This is a genomic window from Azospirillum lipoferum, from assembly GCF_024170005.1.
GTDB classification, from domain to species: Bacteria; Pseudomonadota; Alphaproteobacteria; order Azospirillales; family Azospirillaceae; genus Azospirillum; species Azospirillum lipoferum.
In genome coordinates this window covers 184,348-201,458 of the sequence record NZ_JALJXJ010000008.1, presented here as the reverse complement: position 1 = coordinate 201,458, position 17,111 = coordinate 184,348, and the positions used below count along the sequence as shown (strand labels likewise).

Genomic DNA, 17,111 nt, shown 5'->3' with positions numbered 1-17,111 from the left:
GCCCGCTTACCCCCGCCCGCCCCCCGTCAATCCGTCCACCCCGAAGGAAATCTGGTTGTTGTCGTAGCGGGCGACGATGCGCAGGCGGTCGCCGGCCAGCAGCTTGATCGGCTTTTCCAGGAAGGTCATCGCCTGCTTCCAGTGGTTGGTGCGGGCGCGGCTTTCCGATTTGTAGACCACCTCGTCGTCCATGAAGAGGTCGAACCAGAAGGCGACGCCGTGGCAGGTGCCGGCGGTGACGATGGTCACGTCGATCACCCGCTCGCCCTCCTCCGGCATGTTGCGGGTGAAGTCGAAATCGAGCGCAGTGAAGGGCTTCGACAGCGGGGTGTGGGCGTCGGCACCGAGGTCGATCTGCTGGTAGCCGGGCGAGCGGAAGACGTCGAAGCTGCCCATGTCGAAGCCGTCGATCATCTCCACCGGGTTGATCCGGGCCAGCTCCGGCGTCTCCACCAGCATGGCGTAGACGGTGGAGGCGCGCGGGATGATGGCGCCGCCCGGCTTCACCAGATGGGTGCGGGCATGTTGCAGCACCGACAGCATGCGCGGGGCCAGCATGCCGATGTTGATCAGTTCCGACACGAAGACGTCGGCCTTCTCCGGCAGGTCGCCGCCCTCGCCCACCGTCAGCTGGGTCGACAGGCGCGGCACCACGTCGATGCGGTCGGCATAGCCGTTGCGCGCCACCGTTTCCTTGGCGACGCGGGCGAGGATCGGGTTGACCTCGCAGGTCACCACCTTCTTCGCACCGGCGCGCGCCGCCATCATGGCGACGATGCCGGAACCGGTGCCGATCTCCAGCACCAGGGAGTCGGGCTTCACCGCCCGTTCCAGCGAGCGCTTGTAGGCTTCGTTGCGTTCGAAATCGTTGATCATCGGCAGGTGCCAGCCGGGCACCGCGTTCGAATAGATCAGCCGGCGGGTGAACTTCACCATCGGGTGGTCGGGCGCCTGCTCGCGCGCCGACTCGATCACCTCGATGGCCTCGCTGGCGCGGTCGAGGCTTTGCAGCACATGGGCGAGACCGACCTGGGCCGGGACGAAGCGCGGAGCGGCGGCCAGCACGATGCGGAATTCCGCCTCAGCCTCCTCCAGCCGGCCGCGGGTGGAGAGCAGCTCGGCCAGGCTGTAATGGACGTCGAGATAGTCGGGAGCCTGGGCCAGCGCGGTGCGGAAATGCTCCTCCGCCTCCTCCAGCTCGCCCAGCTCGCGCAGGCTGGCGGCGAGGAAATGGTGCATCTCCGGCGCTTGCGCCCGCAGGTCGAGCGCGGCGCGGAAACAGTCGGCCGCCTCCTCCACCCGGTTCTGCGCCTTCAGCGCGTTGCCGAGATTGCCGTGCAGTTCCGGCAGGCGCGGGTTGAGGACGAGGCCGGCGCGGAACGCCTCCTCCGCCTCCGCCGGGCGGCCCTGCTGGAAGAGCAGGCTGCCGCGGCTGTTGTGGAAGGACGGGTCGTTGCCATTCTCGGCGATGGCCTGGGCGAACAGGGACAGCGCGTTGTCCGGATGGCCGGTGTGGGCGGCGACCAGCCCCAACAGATGCAGGGCGCCGGCATTGTGCGGGTCGGTCGCCAGGATCGCCCGGCAGACCTGCTCCGCCCCCGCCAGATCGTTGCTGCGGAAACGCTTGGCGGCGTCGAGCAGGGTCGGGGCGGAGGTGTCGGTCATCGCGGCGGGCTCCAAAGACGGCGGATATGGCGGGAACACGAAAGGATCGCCGCACCATACCGGGAATTGCCGCCCCGCTACAGCCTTTCGATCCGTCGTTGCGCCTGCGCGATTATCAGCGCATTTGTACCCGCAAAAGGAGAAGAAGGAGTCGGGTGCATGAAGCGCGGACGAATGAAGAGCGGAGTCACGGGGGCATTGGCGGCGACGCTGCTGCTGGCCGGCTGCGCCACGGCGGAGATGGGGAGCGGCAGCGCCGGTATGGGTGGCGGCGAGGTTGTCGGGTCGGCGGCGGCGCGGCGGTTCGAGGCGGTGCGGACCAGCCCGCCGGAGCTGCGCGCCTTCCTCTACCGCATGCCCAAGGGTGCGGACCTGCACAACCACCTGACCGGCGCAGTCTATGCCGAGAATTACCTGCGGATGGCGTCCGCCGCCGGCCTCTGCTTCGACGTCAAGGCCCTGACGCTGGTGGCGCCGACGACGCAGGCGCCCTGCGGCGACGCCAAGTCGGCCCGGCCGAGCGCCACCGCGGTGATCGCCGACGGCACGCTTTACCCGATGGCGCTGGACGCGCTGTCGACGCGCGACGCGCTGCCGGTCTCCGGCTACAGCCTGCATGACCAGTTCTTCGCCACCTTCGGCCGCTTCCGCGCGGCGGCCAACTCCACCGGCGACCTGCTGGCCGAAGTGGTGGACCGCGCCGGCCGCCAGGGCGAGCGCCATGTCGAGCTGATGGTGTCCTTCGGCACCGGTCCGGCCGCCGCCATCGGCAAGGCCTTCGCCTGGACGCCGCAGGCGGCGGCCGACCTGCCGGGCACCGCCGACAGGCTGATCGCCGCCGGCCTGCCCGCCCTGGTCGCCCCGGCCCGGCAGGAGATCGACGCGGCGGAAGCCCGCATGCGCAGCATCCTTGGTTGCGGCACGCCGTCGGCACGGCCGGGCTGCGCGGTGTCGGTCCGCTACCTCCAGCAGGTGTCGCGCACGCAAAGCCCCGGCCCGGTCTATGCCACCACCCTGTTCAACGCCCTGCTGGAAGCGCAGGAGCCGCGGGTCGTCGGCCTGAACTTCGTGGCGCCGGAGGACAACCCGGTGGCGCTCGACGACTACGACCTGCACATGCGGATGGTGGCGGAGGCGAAGCGGCGCCAGCCCGGCACCAACGTGGCGCTGCATGCCGGCGAACTGACGCTGGGCCTCGTCCCGCCGGAACGGCTGCGCGACCACATCCGCAAGGCGGTGGAGATCGCCGGGGCCAAGCGCATCGGCCATGGCGTCGACGTGATGTATGAGGACGACCCCCGGGGCCTGCTGCGGCTGATGGCCGAGCGCAAGGTGGCGGTGGAGGTCAATCTGACCAGCAACGACAAGATCCTGGGCGTCAGCGGCAAGGCCCACCCCTTGCCGGTCTATCGCGCCGCCGGGGTGCCGGTGGTGCTGTCGACCGACGATGAAGGCGTCAGCCGGATCGACCTGACCAACGAGCTGCAACGCGCGGTGGAGGAGTTCGGCTTCGGCTATGCCGACCTCGTCGGGCTGGCCCGCGCCAGCCTGGAGCACAGCTTCCTGCCCGGCGACAGCCTGTGGTCCGCCCCCGGCTGCACCCCACCTGTTCGCAAGGAGTCCTGCCGCGCCGTGACCGCCCGCAGCGAGAAGGCGCGGGTCCAGTGGGGGCTGGAAGAGGCGCTGGCCCGCTTCGACCGCGAGATGGCGGGGACGCGGTAACGCTTGGCCTGAGAGTCCCGCCCGCCGCGATGGAGAGCGGCGGGCGCGGCTGGGGATGCCGGGGACAGTTGGAACGGCGTGGAAGCTTCAATGAGGCCGAGGCATTTCTGCTTCGGAAGACGGTGCCGGCTACTGACCGTAGGCAAGGCGCGGGCAGGGCTTCAATGAGGCCGAAGCATTTCTGCTTCGGAAGACTCGGCGACAAGGTGATGCAGACCGAGAACGACTATGAGCTTCAATGAGGCCGAAGCGTTTCTGCTTCGGAAGACGCAACCGAGACCCTGACGGGTAAGGTTTGGATCGACGGACTTCAATGAGGCCGAAGAATTTCTGCTTCGGAAAACCGCGCTCGCATCTGACATAGAAGTTTTTGCAGTCGACGCTTAAATGAGGCCCAGGGTTCTCTGCCTGGGATGATGCTCCGGCGGCAGGACGCGAACTTGCGACCCACGGATTCTTCAATGAGGCCGAAGCACTTCCGCTTCGGAAGACTGTGACGCGCGCGACACTTCGTGTCTCGCCGCACTATGTGCTTCAATGAGGTGAAGGATGGTCCAGGTTTTCTGATCCGCTCAGGTTCTGGACGATGTCAAAGATCCTAAGGAAAACAACGGCTCCGCTTTTGTAAGCGCTGGCCGGGTTTTCGCCTGTGCCGGACCGCTCGCGGCGGTGGGCGGCAGCGGGAACGATAGCATGGGGCGGAGGGCGATGCCACCGCACGGCACAGGCTTGGCCGCCCTTCCCTACCCCTCGTCTGCGTTCTCCCAGCCCCAGCGGGTCCAGGCGCCGTCGAGGAAGGCGGTCGGGCGGGGGGCGGCGGGCAGGCCGGGGCAGGACAGCAGGGACGGCGCGATGCGGCCGGCGCCACGGGTCCACCACAGGCTGGCATCGGCGCGCAAGGGGCCGGACAGGCGGTCGAGCAGGGCGCGGGTGGCGGGGCTGACGCGCTCCGGCTCCGGACGGCCGAGGATGGCGAGACGGGCCGGCAATCCCTCCACGTCGGCAGCGGCGCGGCAGGCGTCCGCCGCCAGCGACTCGGCACGGGACAGCCACGCGGCGCAGGCGGCGGGGGCGCCGGCAATGTCGAAGCCGGCGGGAAGGCCGGCGGCGATGGTGAAGGGATAGGGACGGCCGACGCGGTCGGCGCTGGGCATCCAGACGCCGACCAGCGGGGTGGCGCCGCACAGGCCGGCCGACAGGGCGAAACGCCAGACCGGCGCCTGGGCGAACAGGGTTTCCCACTCGGCCCCCAGCCGGCGGCCGGCTTCGCCCAGCGCCGCCGACAGCCAGCGGTCCCAGGGGCCGAGGACCGCGCCCGGCAGGCCGTGGCCGACGAAATCGCCGCGCGCCGGCACCTTGCCGTGGAAGCCCACCACCGGATCGGCGCCCATCCCGCCGGACCCAGAAGCCATGCCGCGCGGAGTGGCGAAATAGCCCATCATGGCGGAAGGGCCCGGCTTGGCTGCGGGGCGGATTGCGCCAGCACCTCCAACACGCGGGCGACCAGGACCTCGTCGGCCGGGACCGGGGCGAAGCCGACGGCGAACAGGGCGGCCAGATGGTCGCCGAGGGCGCGGCGCCGCGCCTCGTTGGCCGGGCCGGGCAGCGTGCGCTGCCAGTCGAGCGCCAGCCATTCCGCCAGCGCGCCGGCATCCATCGGCTCCGCGCTGCCGATCATGCGCCCGCTGATCATGCGGTAGACGCGCAGGGTCTGGCGCAGCTGGTCGGGCAAGGCCCAGTCGGCGCGCAGCCGCTCCTCCAGCCGCAGGGCGATGCGGGCCAGGAACTGGCTGCGCAGGGCACGGCGGTAGGCCTCCTGCGCCGGGGTGGCGATGCGGCCCCCCTGATACAGGCCGCCGGCCAGTGCCGGGTCGGCCCAGTTCGTCGTTTCGAAGGCCAGCGGCAGGGCGCGCAGGGCGTCCAGCGCCGGCAGGATCGCCGCCGGATCGGCGTCATCCACCCGCGCCAGGGCGCGCGGCGGGGTGTCGAGCGGGCGCAGTGCCGCCTCCACCGCCGCGGCGCCGGCATCGGCGCGCTCCAGCAGGGCGGCGTTGCCGCGGGCGCTGGCCAGCCACCAGCCGCCGACTGCCAGACCGAGCGTCAGGGCGGCGGTGGCGGACAGCAGGGCGCGGCGGCGGCGGGTGCGCTCCACCGCAAGGTCGACCCGGGCGAGGTTGGCCTCCGGAAACACCACGTCGGGCAGCAGCCGTTCGAGGAAATAGGTGGAGGCCGGACCGCCGTTGTCGGGATCGAGCAGAGCGAGCGAGGCGTCGGTCTGGGTGGCGCTGGTCAGGTAGAGGCCTCGCAGGCGCGGCGTCTCCTCGCCATGTTCGGAACCGAAGACGGTGTCGACGATGTCGGCCAGCGCCGGCTCCAGCTCCGCCACCCGCAGCGGCAGGGCGAAGGCGTCGCTGCGGCGGCGGATGTCCGGCTCCTGGTGCAGCCGGTCGAGCAGCCGCTCGTCCAGCCGCCGCACCAGACCGGCATAGAGGTCGCGGAAGGCCGGCAGCGGACCAGTTGCGGCCTCGCCGGCCGGCAGGGTCAGTCCCCAGATCTGGCTGCGCGCCTCGCGGTCCAGCGGGTCGAAGAAGGTGGCGAAGCCGTCGAGCAGGTCGGCCTTGGTCAGCAGCAGATAGACCGGCAGACGGACGCCGAGCTGCACCCGCAGCTCGTTCAGGCGCTGGCGGACCAGGATGGCGTGGTTGCGCCGGTCGGCATCGGTCCAGCCCGTCAGTTCGGGGATGCTGATGGTCAGCAGGACGCCGTTGGCGGGCTGGCGCGGGCGGTGCTCCTTCAGCAGGTCGAGCAGGCCGGACCACACCCGGCCGTCCACCGCGCGCCGGCTGTCCTGGGTGGTGTAGCGGCCGGCGGTGTCGATCAGCACGGCACGGTCGGTGAACCACCAGTCGCAGTTGCGGGTGCCGCCCAGCCCGGCCAGCGGTTCGGCAACCGTGCCGTCGGGCGTGCGGGCGGCGAGGCCGGTGTTGGCCAGCGCCGTGGTCTTGCCCGAACCGGGGGCGCCGATCACCAGATACCAGGGCAGCTGGTAAAGGTAGCGCCCACCCCGGCGCTTGCGCAGCTGGGCCAGCGCGGTGTCGAGCCGCTTGCGGACCGCGCCGATCTCCTCCAGCGAGGCCTTCAGCTCGGGATCGCGGCCGGCGGCGAGCGCCTCCAGCAGGCGGGCGTTGGCGGCGCGCTCGCGGGCGTCGATGCGGCGGTTGACGGCGACCCAGGCGGCCAGCGCCAGGACCAGCGGCAGCAGGCGGACGCTCCAGTCCGGCTGGACGGTCGGCAGCAGATGCGGCGCGAAGGACGCCGCCAGCCGCGGCAGCAGCAGCCAGCCGGCCAGCCCCAGCGCCAGCGCGCCCGGCAGCGACATCGCCCAGCGGCTGCGGGCGGAACGGTGCGGCGACGGTGCAGCGGCGGCTTTGCGGCGTCTGGCGGTCTTGTTCGCCGGTTTGGCGCCTGCCTTCTCGGGTCGGGGATCGGCCATGGCGGGCGCCCTAATGCGGGTAGAGGCGGATGTCGATCCGCCGGTTGGCGTCGCGCCCGGCCGGCGTGTCGTTCAACGCGACGGGTTCCTGGTCGCCATGGCCCTCGGCCGACAGGCGGGCCGGCGGCAGCGAGCGTTCCAGCAGCTTGCGCACCGCTTCGGCGCGGGCATCGGTCAGGGATTGGGCCGCGGGCAGGCGGCCATTGGCCGGGGTCTGGTCGTCGGTGTGGGCGACCACCAGGACGCTGCCGGGCTCCGCCGCCAGGGTCTGGCCGACCCGCTCGACGACGGCGCGGTGGCGGGCCTTCACGGCGTCGCTGCCGGTGGCGAACATCGCCGCCGCCGGGATGCGGATGACCAGGGCGCCATCCTCCCCGGCCAGCACCTCGACGGCGCCGGTGCGGATTTCCGGGGCGAGCTGGCCGGTGATGCGGGCGATCAGGGCCGGGCCGGCGGTGGGCGGCGGCGGCGGGACCAGCCGGGCGATCTCGATCGGGCGGTCGGGCAGCAGGGCGGCGATGCGGGCGACCACCGGTTCCGCCTGCCGGTCGAGGCTGCCGGCGAGATGGACGTAGAGGCCGGACAGGCCGAGCGCCACCGCCGCCCAGACGATCCAGCCCGCCCCATTGCCGGTCAGGGTGCCGCTCAACGAGGGGCCGAGCGGCCGGAACGGCTCCGCCACCCCCGCCCAGGCCGGCGACAGCTCCGCCGCCATGTCGCCGCGGGCGCGGCGCAGGATGCGGTACAGCTCGTCGCGCAGGCGGGCGAGGTCGTGGGCACCGCCGGGCTTGTCGCGGAAACGGCCTTCGAAGCCCAGCGACAGGCAGGCGTAGAACAGTTCCAGCGCATGACGGTGACGGCGCGGGTCGCCCAGCATGCCGTCGAGCAGGTCGAAGAAACGCACACCGGCCCCTGATTCGGCTACTGCCGCCCCGCCGTGGCCGGCGGCGCGGGCGACGTCGTCCAGCGTGGCGGAAAGCGCGATGCGGGCGGCGCGGATTTCGTCCGGGTCGAGGCTGGCCGCGGCGGCGGCGCGGTCGAACCGTTCCAGCGCGGCGGTGGCGGCGGCGCGGGGCGGATCGGTCAGGCTGCGGTCGCGCAGCGCGCCGGCCAGCGCCAGCACCGGGGCGGCGGCGCTGAGCAGCGGGTTGAGGGGCGGTGGCCCCGGGGCGTCCTGCCGGCGGAGGGCCGAAAGCGGAGCGGGAGCGTCGGGAGCGTCCGTCGCCAGGGCGGCAAGAATGGCGGCAAGCGGACGGTCGTCCGCCTCCGCCATGTCCGTTCCGTCCAATCGCTCATCCGCCTGCATCTGTCGTCCGCTGTGGGGAAATCCGGGGGAGGTATAGCAGGGTCGGGGTGGTAGGGGGAACCTGGGGGTGGCAGGCCGGGGGCTGAAGCCCCTACCGCACCCCGCTGTGGCTGTAGTCGGACTGCACCCGCGGTGCGGTGCCGGAACCGCCGGCGATCTTTTCGATCAGCGAACCGATCCCACCGCCCGACCGCGCATCGGCGGACGCCATCGGCACGCCGCCCGGCGGCATGGCGCCCGGCATCACGCTTCCCGGCGGCATGTTTCCAGGGGGCGGGGTCCAGGCGGGGGCGCCGTCCAGGCCGGGGAGCGGACGGGCGGGCTTGCCGGCATGGGCGTCGAGCATGAACTCGCGCCACAGCTTGGCCGGCAGGGTGCCGCCGGTGACCTTCTTCATCGCCTCGTTGTTGTCGTTGCCGAGCCAGACGCCGGCGACCAGATCGGCGGTGAAGCCGACGAACCAGGCGTCGTGATAGTCCTGGGTGGTGCCGGACTTGGCGGCCGCCGGACGGTTCAGCTTCGCGCTGCGGCCGGTGCCGTAATCCAGCACGCCGGTCATCATCTGCGACAGCTGCACCGCATGGGCGGGATCGACCACCGCAGCACCGCCGCCGCCCTGGCGCCGGTAAAGAACGGCGCCGTCGCGGCTCCTGATTTCGGTGATGGCATAGGCCCAGACGGGGACGCCGCGGTTGGCGATGCCGGCATAGGCGCGCACCAGCTCCAGCGGCGTCACCTCGCTGGTGCCCAACCCCAGCGACAGGTCGCGGGTCAGCGGCGAGGAGATGCCGAGGTTCGACGCAATGCGCCGCACCCGGTCGGTGCCGACCCGGTCGATCAGCCGCGCCGTCGCGGTGTTGGAGGAATGGGCGAGTGCGGCGGCCAGCGTGATGCTGCCGCGATACTTGCCGTCATAGTTGCCGGGGCTCCAGTTGCCGAGCTGGACCGGGGCGTCGTCGATCAGGCTGTCGGGGGTCCAGCCGGTCTCCAGCGCCGCCAGATAGACGAAGGGCTTGAAGGCCGATCCCGGCTGGCGCAGCGCCTGGGTGGCACGGTTGAACTCGCTGCTGTCGTAATCGCGGCCGCCGACCAGGGCACGCACCGCCCCGTCGGGGCTCATGGCGACCAGCGCTCCCTGGCGGACGTTGGCGGCGACGCCGGGGCCGGCGAGCAGAGCCTCCAGCCGCTGTTCGGCGGCGCGCTGCATCTTCAGGTCCAGCGTGGTGCGGACGATCACGTCGCCATGGTCGGGACCGGTGAAGCCCGGCACCAGATCGGTCACCCAGTCGGCGAAATAGCGGCCGTCACCGCCGGGCTTGCGCTTGGGCGACGGCTTGGCGGTGCGGGCGGCGTCATACTGCGCCTGGGTCAGATAGCCGGCGTCCAGCATCGCCGCCATCACCACCCGCGCCCGCTCCGCCGACTCGTCCGGGTTGGAACTGGGGGCGTAGCGCGACGGCGCCTTCAAGAGGCCGGCCAGCACCGCCGATTCGCGGACGTCGACCTCGGTCGCCGGCTTGCCGAAATAGGTGCGGGCGGCGGCGTCCACCCCGAAGGTGCCGGCGCCGAGATAGACGCGGTTCAGATAGGCGGTGAGGATCTGGTCCTTGGTGAAGCGGCTCTCCAGCCACAGCGCCAGCATCGCCTCCTGGATCTTGCGCTTCAGCGATTTCTCGGGCGTCAGGAACAGGTTCTTGGCGAGCTGCTGGGTGATGGTCGACCCGCCCTGCACCGCCCGGCCGGAGCGCCAGTTGACGTAGACCGCGCGGGCTAGGCCCAGCGGGTCGATGCCGAAATGGCTGTAGAAGCGGCGGTCCTCGATCGCCAGCACGGCGCCGACCAGATGCGGCGGCAGGTCGCGCACGCTGAGCGTCGTGCCGTGCAGGTCGCCGAAGCGGGCGAACTCGCTGCCGTCGGCGGCCAGCACGGTGATTGAGGCGCGGCGTTCGAACTGCGCCACCTTGGAGATGTCCGGCAGGTCGAGCGCGAACCAGGCCAGCACCGCGCCGAGGGCGATGCCGCACCAGATGGCGGCGACGAGGCCCCACTGCACCAGCCGCTTCACCCAGCCGCCACCCTTGCGGGGCGGTTGCGGCGCCCGGCCGGGGCGGGCGGGCGGCGGGGACGGCGGCTGCGGCGGCTGGCTGCCGCCGGACCGGCGGGCGGGCGGCTTCAGTTTCGGCAAGGAGACCCTTGAAAGGGAGATGGACGGCAGGGTGAAGGACGGCAGCGTGAAGGCAGGCAGGCCGCGGCGCGGGCGGCGGGGCTGCTTGAAGGGGGTGGGTGTCGGGGCGGCCGAGGGTGGCGGAGGCCTGCGGCGCGGCTTGCCCTTGCCGGCGGTCGCCAGCCGGTCGCGGGCAAACTCTATCGCCTTGGCGGCCAGCGCGCGGGCGGCGTCGCCCGCCGTCAGCCGGTCGAGCGGCGACGGGTCTTCGCGGGTGCGGATCGGACGGGGGCCGGCATAGAGCTGGCCCGCCCGGCGGTCCGTCTGGTGGTCCGGTCGGTCGGCGGTCACGGCGCGCTCGCTGGCCCTGTCAGGTCGGTGTGGTCAGGTCGGAGTGCGGGAAACGTTCCCGCTTCGATCCTCATACGCTCACAGCCGCTTCGCCGGAAGGCTGGTCGCGGGTCGGCGATTATTTGTCTCCCGACCGTGGCGAAAGGATGACTCTATCCGAAATCGCTGGGTGGGGATGCTCTCTCCCCTGCTTTATCCCCCCTCTCCCCCCCGGGGAGAGGGTCGGGGGGAGGGGGATGCAGAGCGAGGATTTGGTGGGGAGCGGGAAGTGCGCGATGCTCGGAAAGCCACGCCGTGCGGCCCCCTCACCCTAACCCTCTCCCCCGGGGGGAGAGGGGATCTTTGGCGGGGAGCCTACAGCGGCAGCGTCACCGTCGCGCGCAAACCGCCCCCGCCGCGGTTCGCCAGGGTCACGTCGCCGCCGTGGCCACGGATGATGCTGCGGGCGGTGGACAGGCCCAGCCCGACGCCGCCGGTGTCGCGGGAGCGGGAGCGCTCCAGCCGGTAGAAGGGGGCGAAGACCTTCTCGAACTCCGCCTCCGGGATGCCGGGGCCGTCGTCGTCGATGTGGATCAGGGCGTTGCGATGCTGGCTGGCGCCGTCGGCGCCGGTCTCCAGACGGACGGTGAAGCCACCGCCATATTTGATGGCGTTGTCCATCAGGTTGGCCAGCGCCCGGCGCAGCGCCACCGGACGGCCCTCCGCCACCACATGGGCGGGGCCGTCGTAGAGGGCGCGGTGGCCGGAATCGACGCGGTCGTCGCACAGGCTCTGCAACAGGTCGGCGAGGTCGAAGCGGCCGCGCGGCTCGCGCTGGGCGTCGTCGCGGGCGAAGGCCAGCGTGGCGGAGATCATCGCCTCCATCTCGTCCAGGTCGGCCAGCATCCGCCGCTGCATCTCCGGGTCGTCGACCAGCTCGGCCCGCAGGCGCAGCCGGGTGATCGGCGTGCGCAGGTCGTGGCCGATCGCCGCCAGCATCTGGGTGCGGTCGGTGACGAAGCGGGCGAGCCGCGCCTGCATCCGGTTGAAGGCACGGGTGGCGGCGCGCAGCTCGCGCGGGCCTTCCTCGGTCAGTGGATCGGCATGGCCGTCGATGCTGAGACGTTCGGCGGCGGCGGCAAAACCGGCCAGCGGCGCCGCCGCCCGGCGGGCGGCCAGCAGCGAAACCACCAGGATCACCGCCGCCACCCCCCCCATCCACAGCAGGAAGCGGACGATGCGGAACGGGCCGGGCAGCGGATCGCCACCGGTGAAGCTGAGCCAGGACCCGTCGCCGAGCCGGACCGACAGCCGGACATGGGGTCCCCAGCGCCGGATGTCGTCGGCGACGAAGGGCGGACGGGGAGGAGGGCGATCGCGCAGCTCGCTCTCGCTGGGAAGCCGCACCTCCACCAGGATGTTGCGGTCGGCGGTATCCAGCGATTCGCGCAGCCGGTGCCTCAGCGCCTCGAACCGGCCGCTGGGAAAGGCATCGGGTCCGAGAGGCGGCGGACGGTCGGGGTGCCATTCGACCCGCAGCACCGGATCGTCGATGGCCCGCACCACACGCTCGCGGCCGGGCGGCGGCGTGCTTTCCACCAGCTGGACGATGGCGGTGACGCGCTGGACCAGCACGTTGGGGCCGTGGATCGGCGGCCCCTCGCTGCGGTCGGTCAGATAGACCAGCGCGCTGATCGCCTGGGTCAGCAGCAGCGCCAGCACCAGCGTCATGGCGATGCGCGAGGCGATGCTGTTGGGGAGACCGAGGCGCGGACGGCGGAACAGGCGACGGCGGGCCGGTCTGGATTTGGCTGTTTCCGGCTGGGCCGTCATGGCGCGAGCCCGCCGCTTGAAAGAGACGGTCCGGCGACCGCCGGGGTGAACAGATAGCCGCCGCCGCGCACCGTCTTGATCAGGGTCGGGTCGGCCGGGTCGGGTTCGATCTTGCGGCGCAAGCGGCTGACCTGCACGTCGATGGAACGGTCGAAGGGAACCGCCGAGCGGCCGCGCGCCAGATCGAGAAGCTGGTCGCGGGTCAGCACCCGCTGCGGATGCTCGACGAAGGCGACCAGCAGGTCGTACTCGCCGGCCGACAGCTGGACCAGCACCCCGTCGGGCGAGCGCAGCTCGCGCTTGGTAAGGTCGAGCGACCAGCCTTCGAAGCGCAGAACCGTGCCGGCCGCCGCCGGGATGCCGGCCACCGGCGGGGCGGAGGCGCGGCGCAGCACCGCCTTGATGCGGGCCAGCAGCTCGCGCGGGCTGAAGGGCTTCGCCAGATAGTCGTCGGCCCCCATCTCCAGCCCGACGATGCGGTCGGTCTCCTCCCCCATCGCGGTCAGCATGATGACCGGGGTCTGCGCCGTCTGCGGTGTGGCGCGCAGCCGGCGGCAGAGCGACAGCCCGTCCTCCCCCGGCAGCATGAGGTCGAGAACGATCAGGTCGACGCGGGCGCCGTCGAGCGTGCGCATCATCTCCGACCCGTCCTTGACCCCGGTGACCCGGAAGCCGTGCTTGGTCAGGAACTGGGCGACGAGGGAGCGGATTTCGCGGTCGTCGTCGACGACGAGGAGGTGGGGCGTGCGGTCCATGGAACCCATGATCGGGCGCCGCGCCGCAGGCGTGAAGGGGAAATGTGTAACGCCCGGTTACGAGGGCCGGGGCGGTTACACTCTGTTACCAAATGACCGGTTTGCGGACATTCGACCGCAACGTTCGGCGCCCATTGTCTGGTCATCGGGACAACGACGGGGCGACGCTCCTTCGAACGTTCCAACGGAATAAGCCCCCTCCATCCGGGGTTTAGAGAGCAGCACTACACTGAGGAGTCGACACCATGAAACGCGCCCTTCTGACGTCCGCCCTGCTGGTCGCCGGTCTCGGCGTGGCCGTTCCGGTCTTCGCCCAGGGTGGCCCGCAGCCGGGTGGTCCCGGCGCCGGCATGGGTCCTGGGGGACCCGACCGCCACTTCGCCCGCATGTGCGAGGACCAGGAGGCCCGTCTGGCCGGCAAGCTGGCCTATGCGGAGAAGAAGCTGAACATCACCGAACAGCAGCGCGCCGCCTGGACCAAGTTCGCCGACGCCGCCCGGTCCAGCCTGAAGCCGACGCAGGACCTGTGCGTGAAGTTCAAGGACACCCCGCCGCCGGCAGCCCTGCCGCAGCGTCTTGAGCGGGTCGAGCAGATGATGCAGGCCCACCTGCAACAGGTCCAGTCCGTCCGCCCGGCCCTGACCGACCTCTACGCCCAGCTGACGCCCGACCAGCAGAAGCAGGCCGACCGCATGCTGAACCCGGGTCCGGGCGGCATGGGCGGCCATCATATGGGGCCGCACCACGGTGGCCCCGGCGGCTGGGACCATGACGGCCCGCGGCACGGCATGGGTCCGGGCAAGGGCCCCGGCCCGGGTCCGGCACCGCAGGAGCCGCCGAAGGGCTAACGTAACAGAGAGACTCCCGGCGGCGACCCCAAGCCCCCCAACGCAGCCGCCGTGAGGCCAAGGGCCGCCGAACCCCCATTCGGCGGCCCTTGCGGTCTTCCCCCTCGGCCTCCCCTGTCGGCCTCCCCCGTCGTCTTCCCCTCTCGTCCTCTTCGTCTCGCAATCCGGGATGACACCCATGAGCGCGCTCGATCTCTCCCCGCTGTTCTTCAGCCTTTCGGTCATCAAGCAGGATTACCTGCTGATCCTCGACATCGCCCGGAACGGGCTCCATTCGCTCAGGATCCGCCGCGCACGCTCCCTGCGGCACTAGCCGTCCGGCAGCGGCCGGCCGTCCAGGCCGGCGCAATCGCCATACATCGCCAAGCCGCCGCTTGCATTGCGGCCTCCCGCACCCCAAAGCTTACCCCTATGACGTCCACGTACGCTTCGGCGGGCGGCGGTCTCGGGCGGGGGGGCCGTGTGGTCGCCGTGCTCGGGCCGACCAACACCGGCAAGACCTATCTGGCGATCGAGCGCATGCTCGGTCACCGGTCCGGAATGATCGGCTTTCCCCTGCGCCTGCTGGCGCGGGAGAATTACGACCGCATCGTCTCGATCAAGGGCAGGAATGCCGTCGCACTGGTCACGGGGGAGGAGAAGATCCTGCCCCCCAACCCGTCCTACTGGGTCTGCACCGTCGAATCGATGCCGCTGGACCGCGCCGTCGATTTCCTGGCGGTGGACGAAATCCAGCTCTGCGCCGATCCCGAGCGCGGCCACATCTTCACCGACCGGCTGCTGAACGCCCGCGGCATGGTCGAGACGATGGTGCTGGGATCCGATTCGATGCAGCCGATGATCCGCCGGCTGGTGCCGAAGGCGGAGTTCGTCAGCCGGCCGCGCTTCTCCCAGCTGACCTATGCCGGCTACAGGAAGCTGACGCGCCTGCCGCCGCGCTCGGCCGTCGTCGCCTTCTCCGCCACCGACGTCTATTCCATCGCCGAGATGATCCGGCGCCAGCGCGGCGGCACCGCCGTGGTGCTGGGGGCGCTCAGCCCGCGCACGCGCAACGCCCAGGTCGGGCTCTATCAGGCGGGCGAGGTCGATTATCTGGTGGCGACCGACGCCATCGGCATGGGGCTGAACATGGACGTCGACCATGTCGCCTTCGCCCGCATCGTCAAGTTCGACGGCTTCGCCCCGCGCCGCCTGCGTCCCGCCGAGGTGGCGCAGATCGCCGGCCGCGCCGGCCGCCACATGCGCGACGGCACCTTCGGCACCACCGACGAGGTGGGGGAGCTGGACGCCGACCTCGTCACCCGCGTCGAGAACCACGAGTTCGAGACGGTCAAGGCGCTGTCCTGGCGCAACAGCGACCTGCGCTTCGACACGCCGGGCTTCCTGCTGAAGTCGCTGGAGGAACGGGCGCCGATTCCGGAACTGAGCCGCGTGCGCGAGGCCGACGATCATCTGGCGCTGCAAGCCCTGGTGCGCGATCCGGAGATCATGGACCTCGCCCGCGGCCGCGATGCCGTCAAGCTGCTGTGGGAGGTCTGTCAGGTCCCCGACTTCCGCAAGGTACTGTCGGATGCCCACACCAAGCTGCTGGCCCAGGTGTTCCGCAGCCTGCGCGCGCCCCTGCGCCGGCTGGACGACGACTGGGTGGCGAAGCAGATCGCCCGGCTCGACCGGACGGAGGGCGACATCGACGCGCTGGTCGCCCGCATCGCCCATATCCGCACCTGGACCTACATCTCCAACCGGCCGAACTGGCTGAAGGATCCGCTGCACTGGCAGGAACGCACCCGCTCCATCGAGGACCGGCTGTCCGACGCCCTGCACGAGCGGCTGACCCAGCGCTTCATCGACCGCCGCTCCGCCACGCTGGCGCGCACGCTGAAGGACGGGCGCTCGCTGCTGGGCGGCGTGCGGGCCGATGGCGAGGTGGTGGTGGAGGGGCATGTCGTCGGCCGGCTGGAGGGCTTCCGCTTCGTGCCCGACGCGCCCGACCGCTCCGACGAGGCGAAATCGCTGCTGACCGCGGCGAGGCGCGCATTGCGCGACGAACTCGCCAAACGGCTGCGCGCCTTCGAGGCCGAGCCGGACGATGCCTTCGCGCTGGGGCCTGACGGGGTGCTGAGCGCCGACAGCCTCCCGGTGGCACGGCTGGCGGCCGGGCCGTCGGTGCTGGCGCCGCTGGTGGTGCCGTTCGACGAGGGCATGCTGGATCAGGCCCAGCGCGAGCGGGTGCGGGCGCGGCTGGAGCGTTGGCTGAAGGACCATATCGTCGCCCGGCTGAAGCCGCTGTTCGCGCTGTCCGCGGCGGAAGGGCTGTCGGGGGCCGGGCGCGGACTGGCCTTCCAGCTGGTCGAGGGGCTGGGGGTGCTGCCGCGGCAGCCGGTCGCCGACATGGTCGAGCGGCTGGAGCGCGAGGACCGCAAGGCGCTGACGAAGCTGGGCGTCCGGCTGGGGGTGTCGCACCTCTATCTGACCGCGCTGGCCAAGCCGGCGGCGGTGACCTTGCGCGGGCTGCTGTGGGCGGTGGCGAAGGGCCATCCGCTGCCGGTGCCGATCCCGCCGCCCGGCCGCGTGTCGGTCGAGGCGCCATTGGGGAAAGAGGGGCCGGTGAAGGAGGGCGGCGCGCCGCCGGCTTTCTGGGAAGCCATCGGCTATCCGCTGGCCGGCGGGCGGGCGCTGCGCGTCGACATGCTCGACCGGCTGGAGACGGAGCTGCTGACCGCGTCCAAGGCGAATGCGCCGATCCGCGAGGTGGCGCTCGGCCAGCGCGTCGGGCTGTCGGCGGAGGAGCTGGGGGCGGTGCTGGCCGGGCTGGGTTATGTGCGGATGGTGGCCGAGGACGGGGCGGTGACCTGGAAGCGCAGGCGTCCGCAGGGGAACAGGCAGCGGCGCGAGAAGCCGACGAACGAGGACCATCCCTTCGCCAAGCTGCGGCAGCTGTCGGGGATGTGAGGGGACGTGAAGGAACGTGACACCCCTCGGATCATGAACGAGA

11 protein-coding genes are annotated in these 17,111 nt (G+C 71.6%); 4 read left to right on the top strand and 7 right to left on the bottom strand.

What is annotated here, in order from left to right:
* Positions 1–6: 6 nt before the first annotated feature.
* Positions 7–1,665: a tetratricopeptide repeat protein gene (locus J2848_RS19175; protein ID WP_149235420.1), complete on the bottom strand. Its 1,659-nt coding sequence runs from the start codon at positions 1,663–1,665 to the stop codon at positions 7–9.
* A gap of 159 nt (positions 1,666–1,824) precedes the next feature.
* Here J2848_RS19175 and J2848_RS19170 point away from each other — a divergent pair, with 159 nt between their 5' ends.
* Positions 1,825–3,387, top strand: a complete 1,563-nt coding sequence (locus J2848_RS19170; RefSeq protein WP_149235421.1) for an adenosine deaminase family protein — start codon at positions 1,825–1,827, stop codon at positions 3,385–3,387.
* 743 nt (positions 3,388–4,130) lie between these two features.
* On the opposite strand, the gene tagF is transcribed toward J2848_RS19170, so the two are convergent.
* The 6 genes from tagF to J2848_RS19140 all read right to left on the bottom strand — a co-directional run bounded on the left by tagF (position 4,131) and on the right by J2848_RS19140 (position 13,268).
* The gene (gene tagF / locus J2848_RS19165) at positions 4,131–4,829 is read right to left on the bottom strand and encodes a type VI secretion system-associated protein TagF (RefSeq protein ID WP_246194488.1); all 699 of its coding nucleotides are present in this window, start codon (positions 4,827–4,829) and stop codon (positions 4,131–4,133) included.
* Positions 4,826–6,880 carry a type VI secretion system membrane subunit TssM gene (tssM, locus tag J2848_RS19160; RefSeq protein ID WP_149235422.1) on the bottom strand — a complete coding sequence of 685 codons (2,055 nt, stop codon included), beginning with the start codon at positions 6,878–6,880 and terminating at the stop codon, positions 4,826–4,828. Before tssM ends, tagF begins: the two co-directional genes overlap by 4 nt.
* A 10-nt stretch (positions 6,881–6,890) precedes the next feature.
* The gene (icmH, locus tag J2848_RS19155; protein ID WP_246194490.1) at positions 6,891–8,168 is read right to left on the bottom strand and encodes a type IVB secretion system protein IcmH/DotU; all 1,278 of its coding nucleotides are present in this window, start codon (positions 8,166–8,168) and stop codon (positions 6,891–6,893) included.
* 109 nt (positions 8,169–8,277) lie between these two features.
* On the bottom strand, positions 8,278–10,701 hold the full coding sequence (locus J2848_RS19150) for a transglycosylase domain-containing protein (RefSeq protein ID WP_149235424.1): 2,424 nt from the start codon (positions 10,699–10,701) through the stop codon (positions 8,278–8,280).
* A 354-nt stretch (positions 10,702–11,055) separates the two neighbouring features.
* Entirely contained in the window at positions 11,056–12,513 is a 1,458-nt protein-coding gene (locus tag J2848_RS19145; RefSeq protein ID WP_149235425.1) for an ATP-binding protein, read from the bottom strand.
* Entirely contained in the window at positions 12,510–13,268 is a 759-nt protein-coding gene (locus tag J2848_RS19140) for a response regulator (protein WP_149235442.1), read from the bottom strand. Before J2848_RS19140 ends, J2848_RS19145 begins: the two co-directional genes overlap by 4 nt.
* A gap of 245 nt (positions 13,269–13,513) precedes the next feature.
* Here J2848_RS19140 and J2848_RS19135 point away from each other — a divergent pair, with 245 nt between their 5' ends.
* From J2848_RS19135 to J2848_RS19130, 3 genes are all read left to right on the top strand, one after another.
* A complete protein-coding gene (locus J2848_RS19135) occupies positions 13,514–14,116 on the top strand; it encodes a Spy/CpxP family protein refolding chaperone (protein ID WP_149235426.1) in 603 nt (200 codons plus the stop codon).
* Positions 14,117–14,294: 178 nt separating this feature from the next.
* On the top strand, positions 14,295–14,429 hold the full coding sequence (locus J2848_RS35955) for a hypothetical protein (RefSeq protein ID WP_281288684.1): 135 nt from the start codon (positions 14,295–14,297) through the stop codon (positions 14,427–14,429).
* A 98-nt stretch (positions 14,430–14,527) separates the two neighbouring features.
* A complete protein-coding gene (locus tag J2848_RS19130) occupies positions 14,528–17,068 on the top strand; it encodes a helicase-related protein (RefSeq protein WP_149235427.1) in 2,541 nt (846 codons plus the stop codon).
* Positions 17,069–17,111 lie beyond the last annotated feature (43 nt).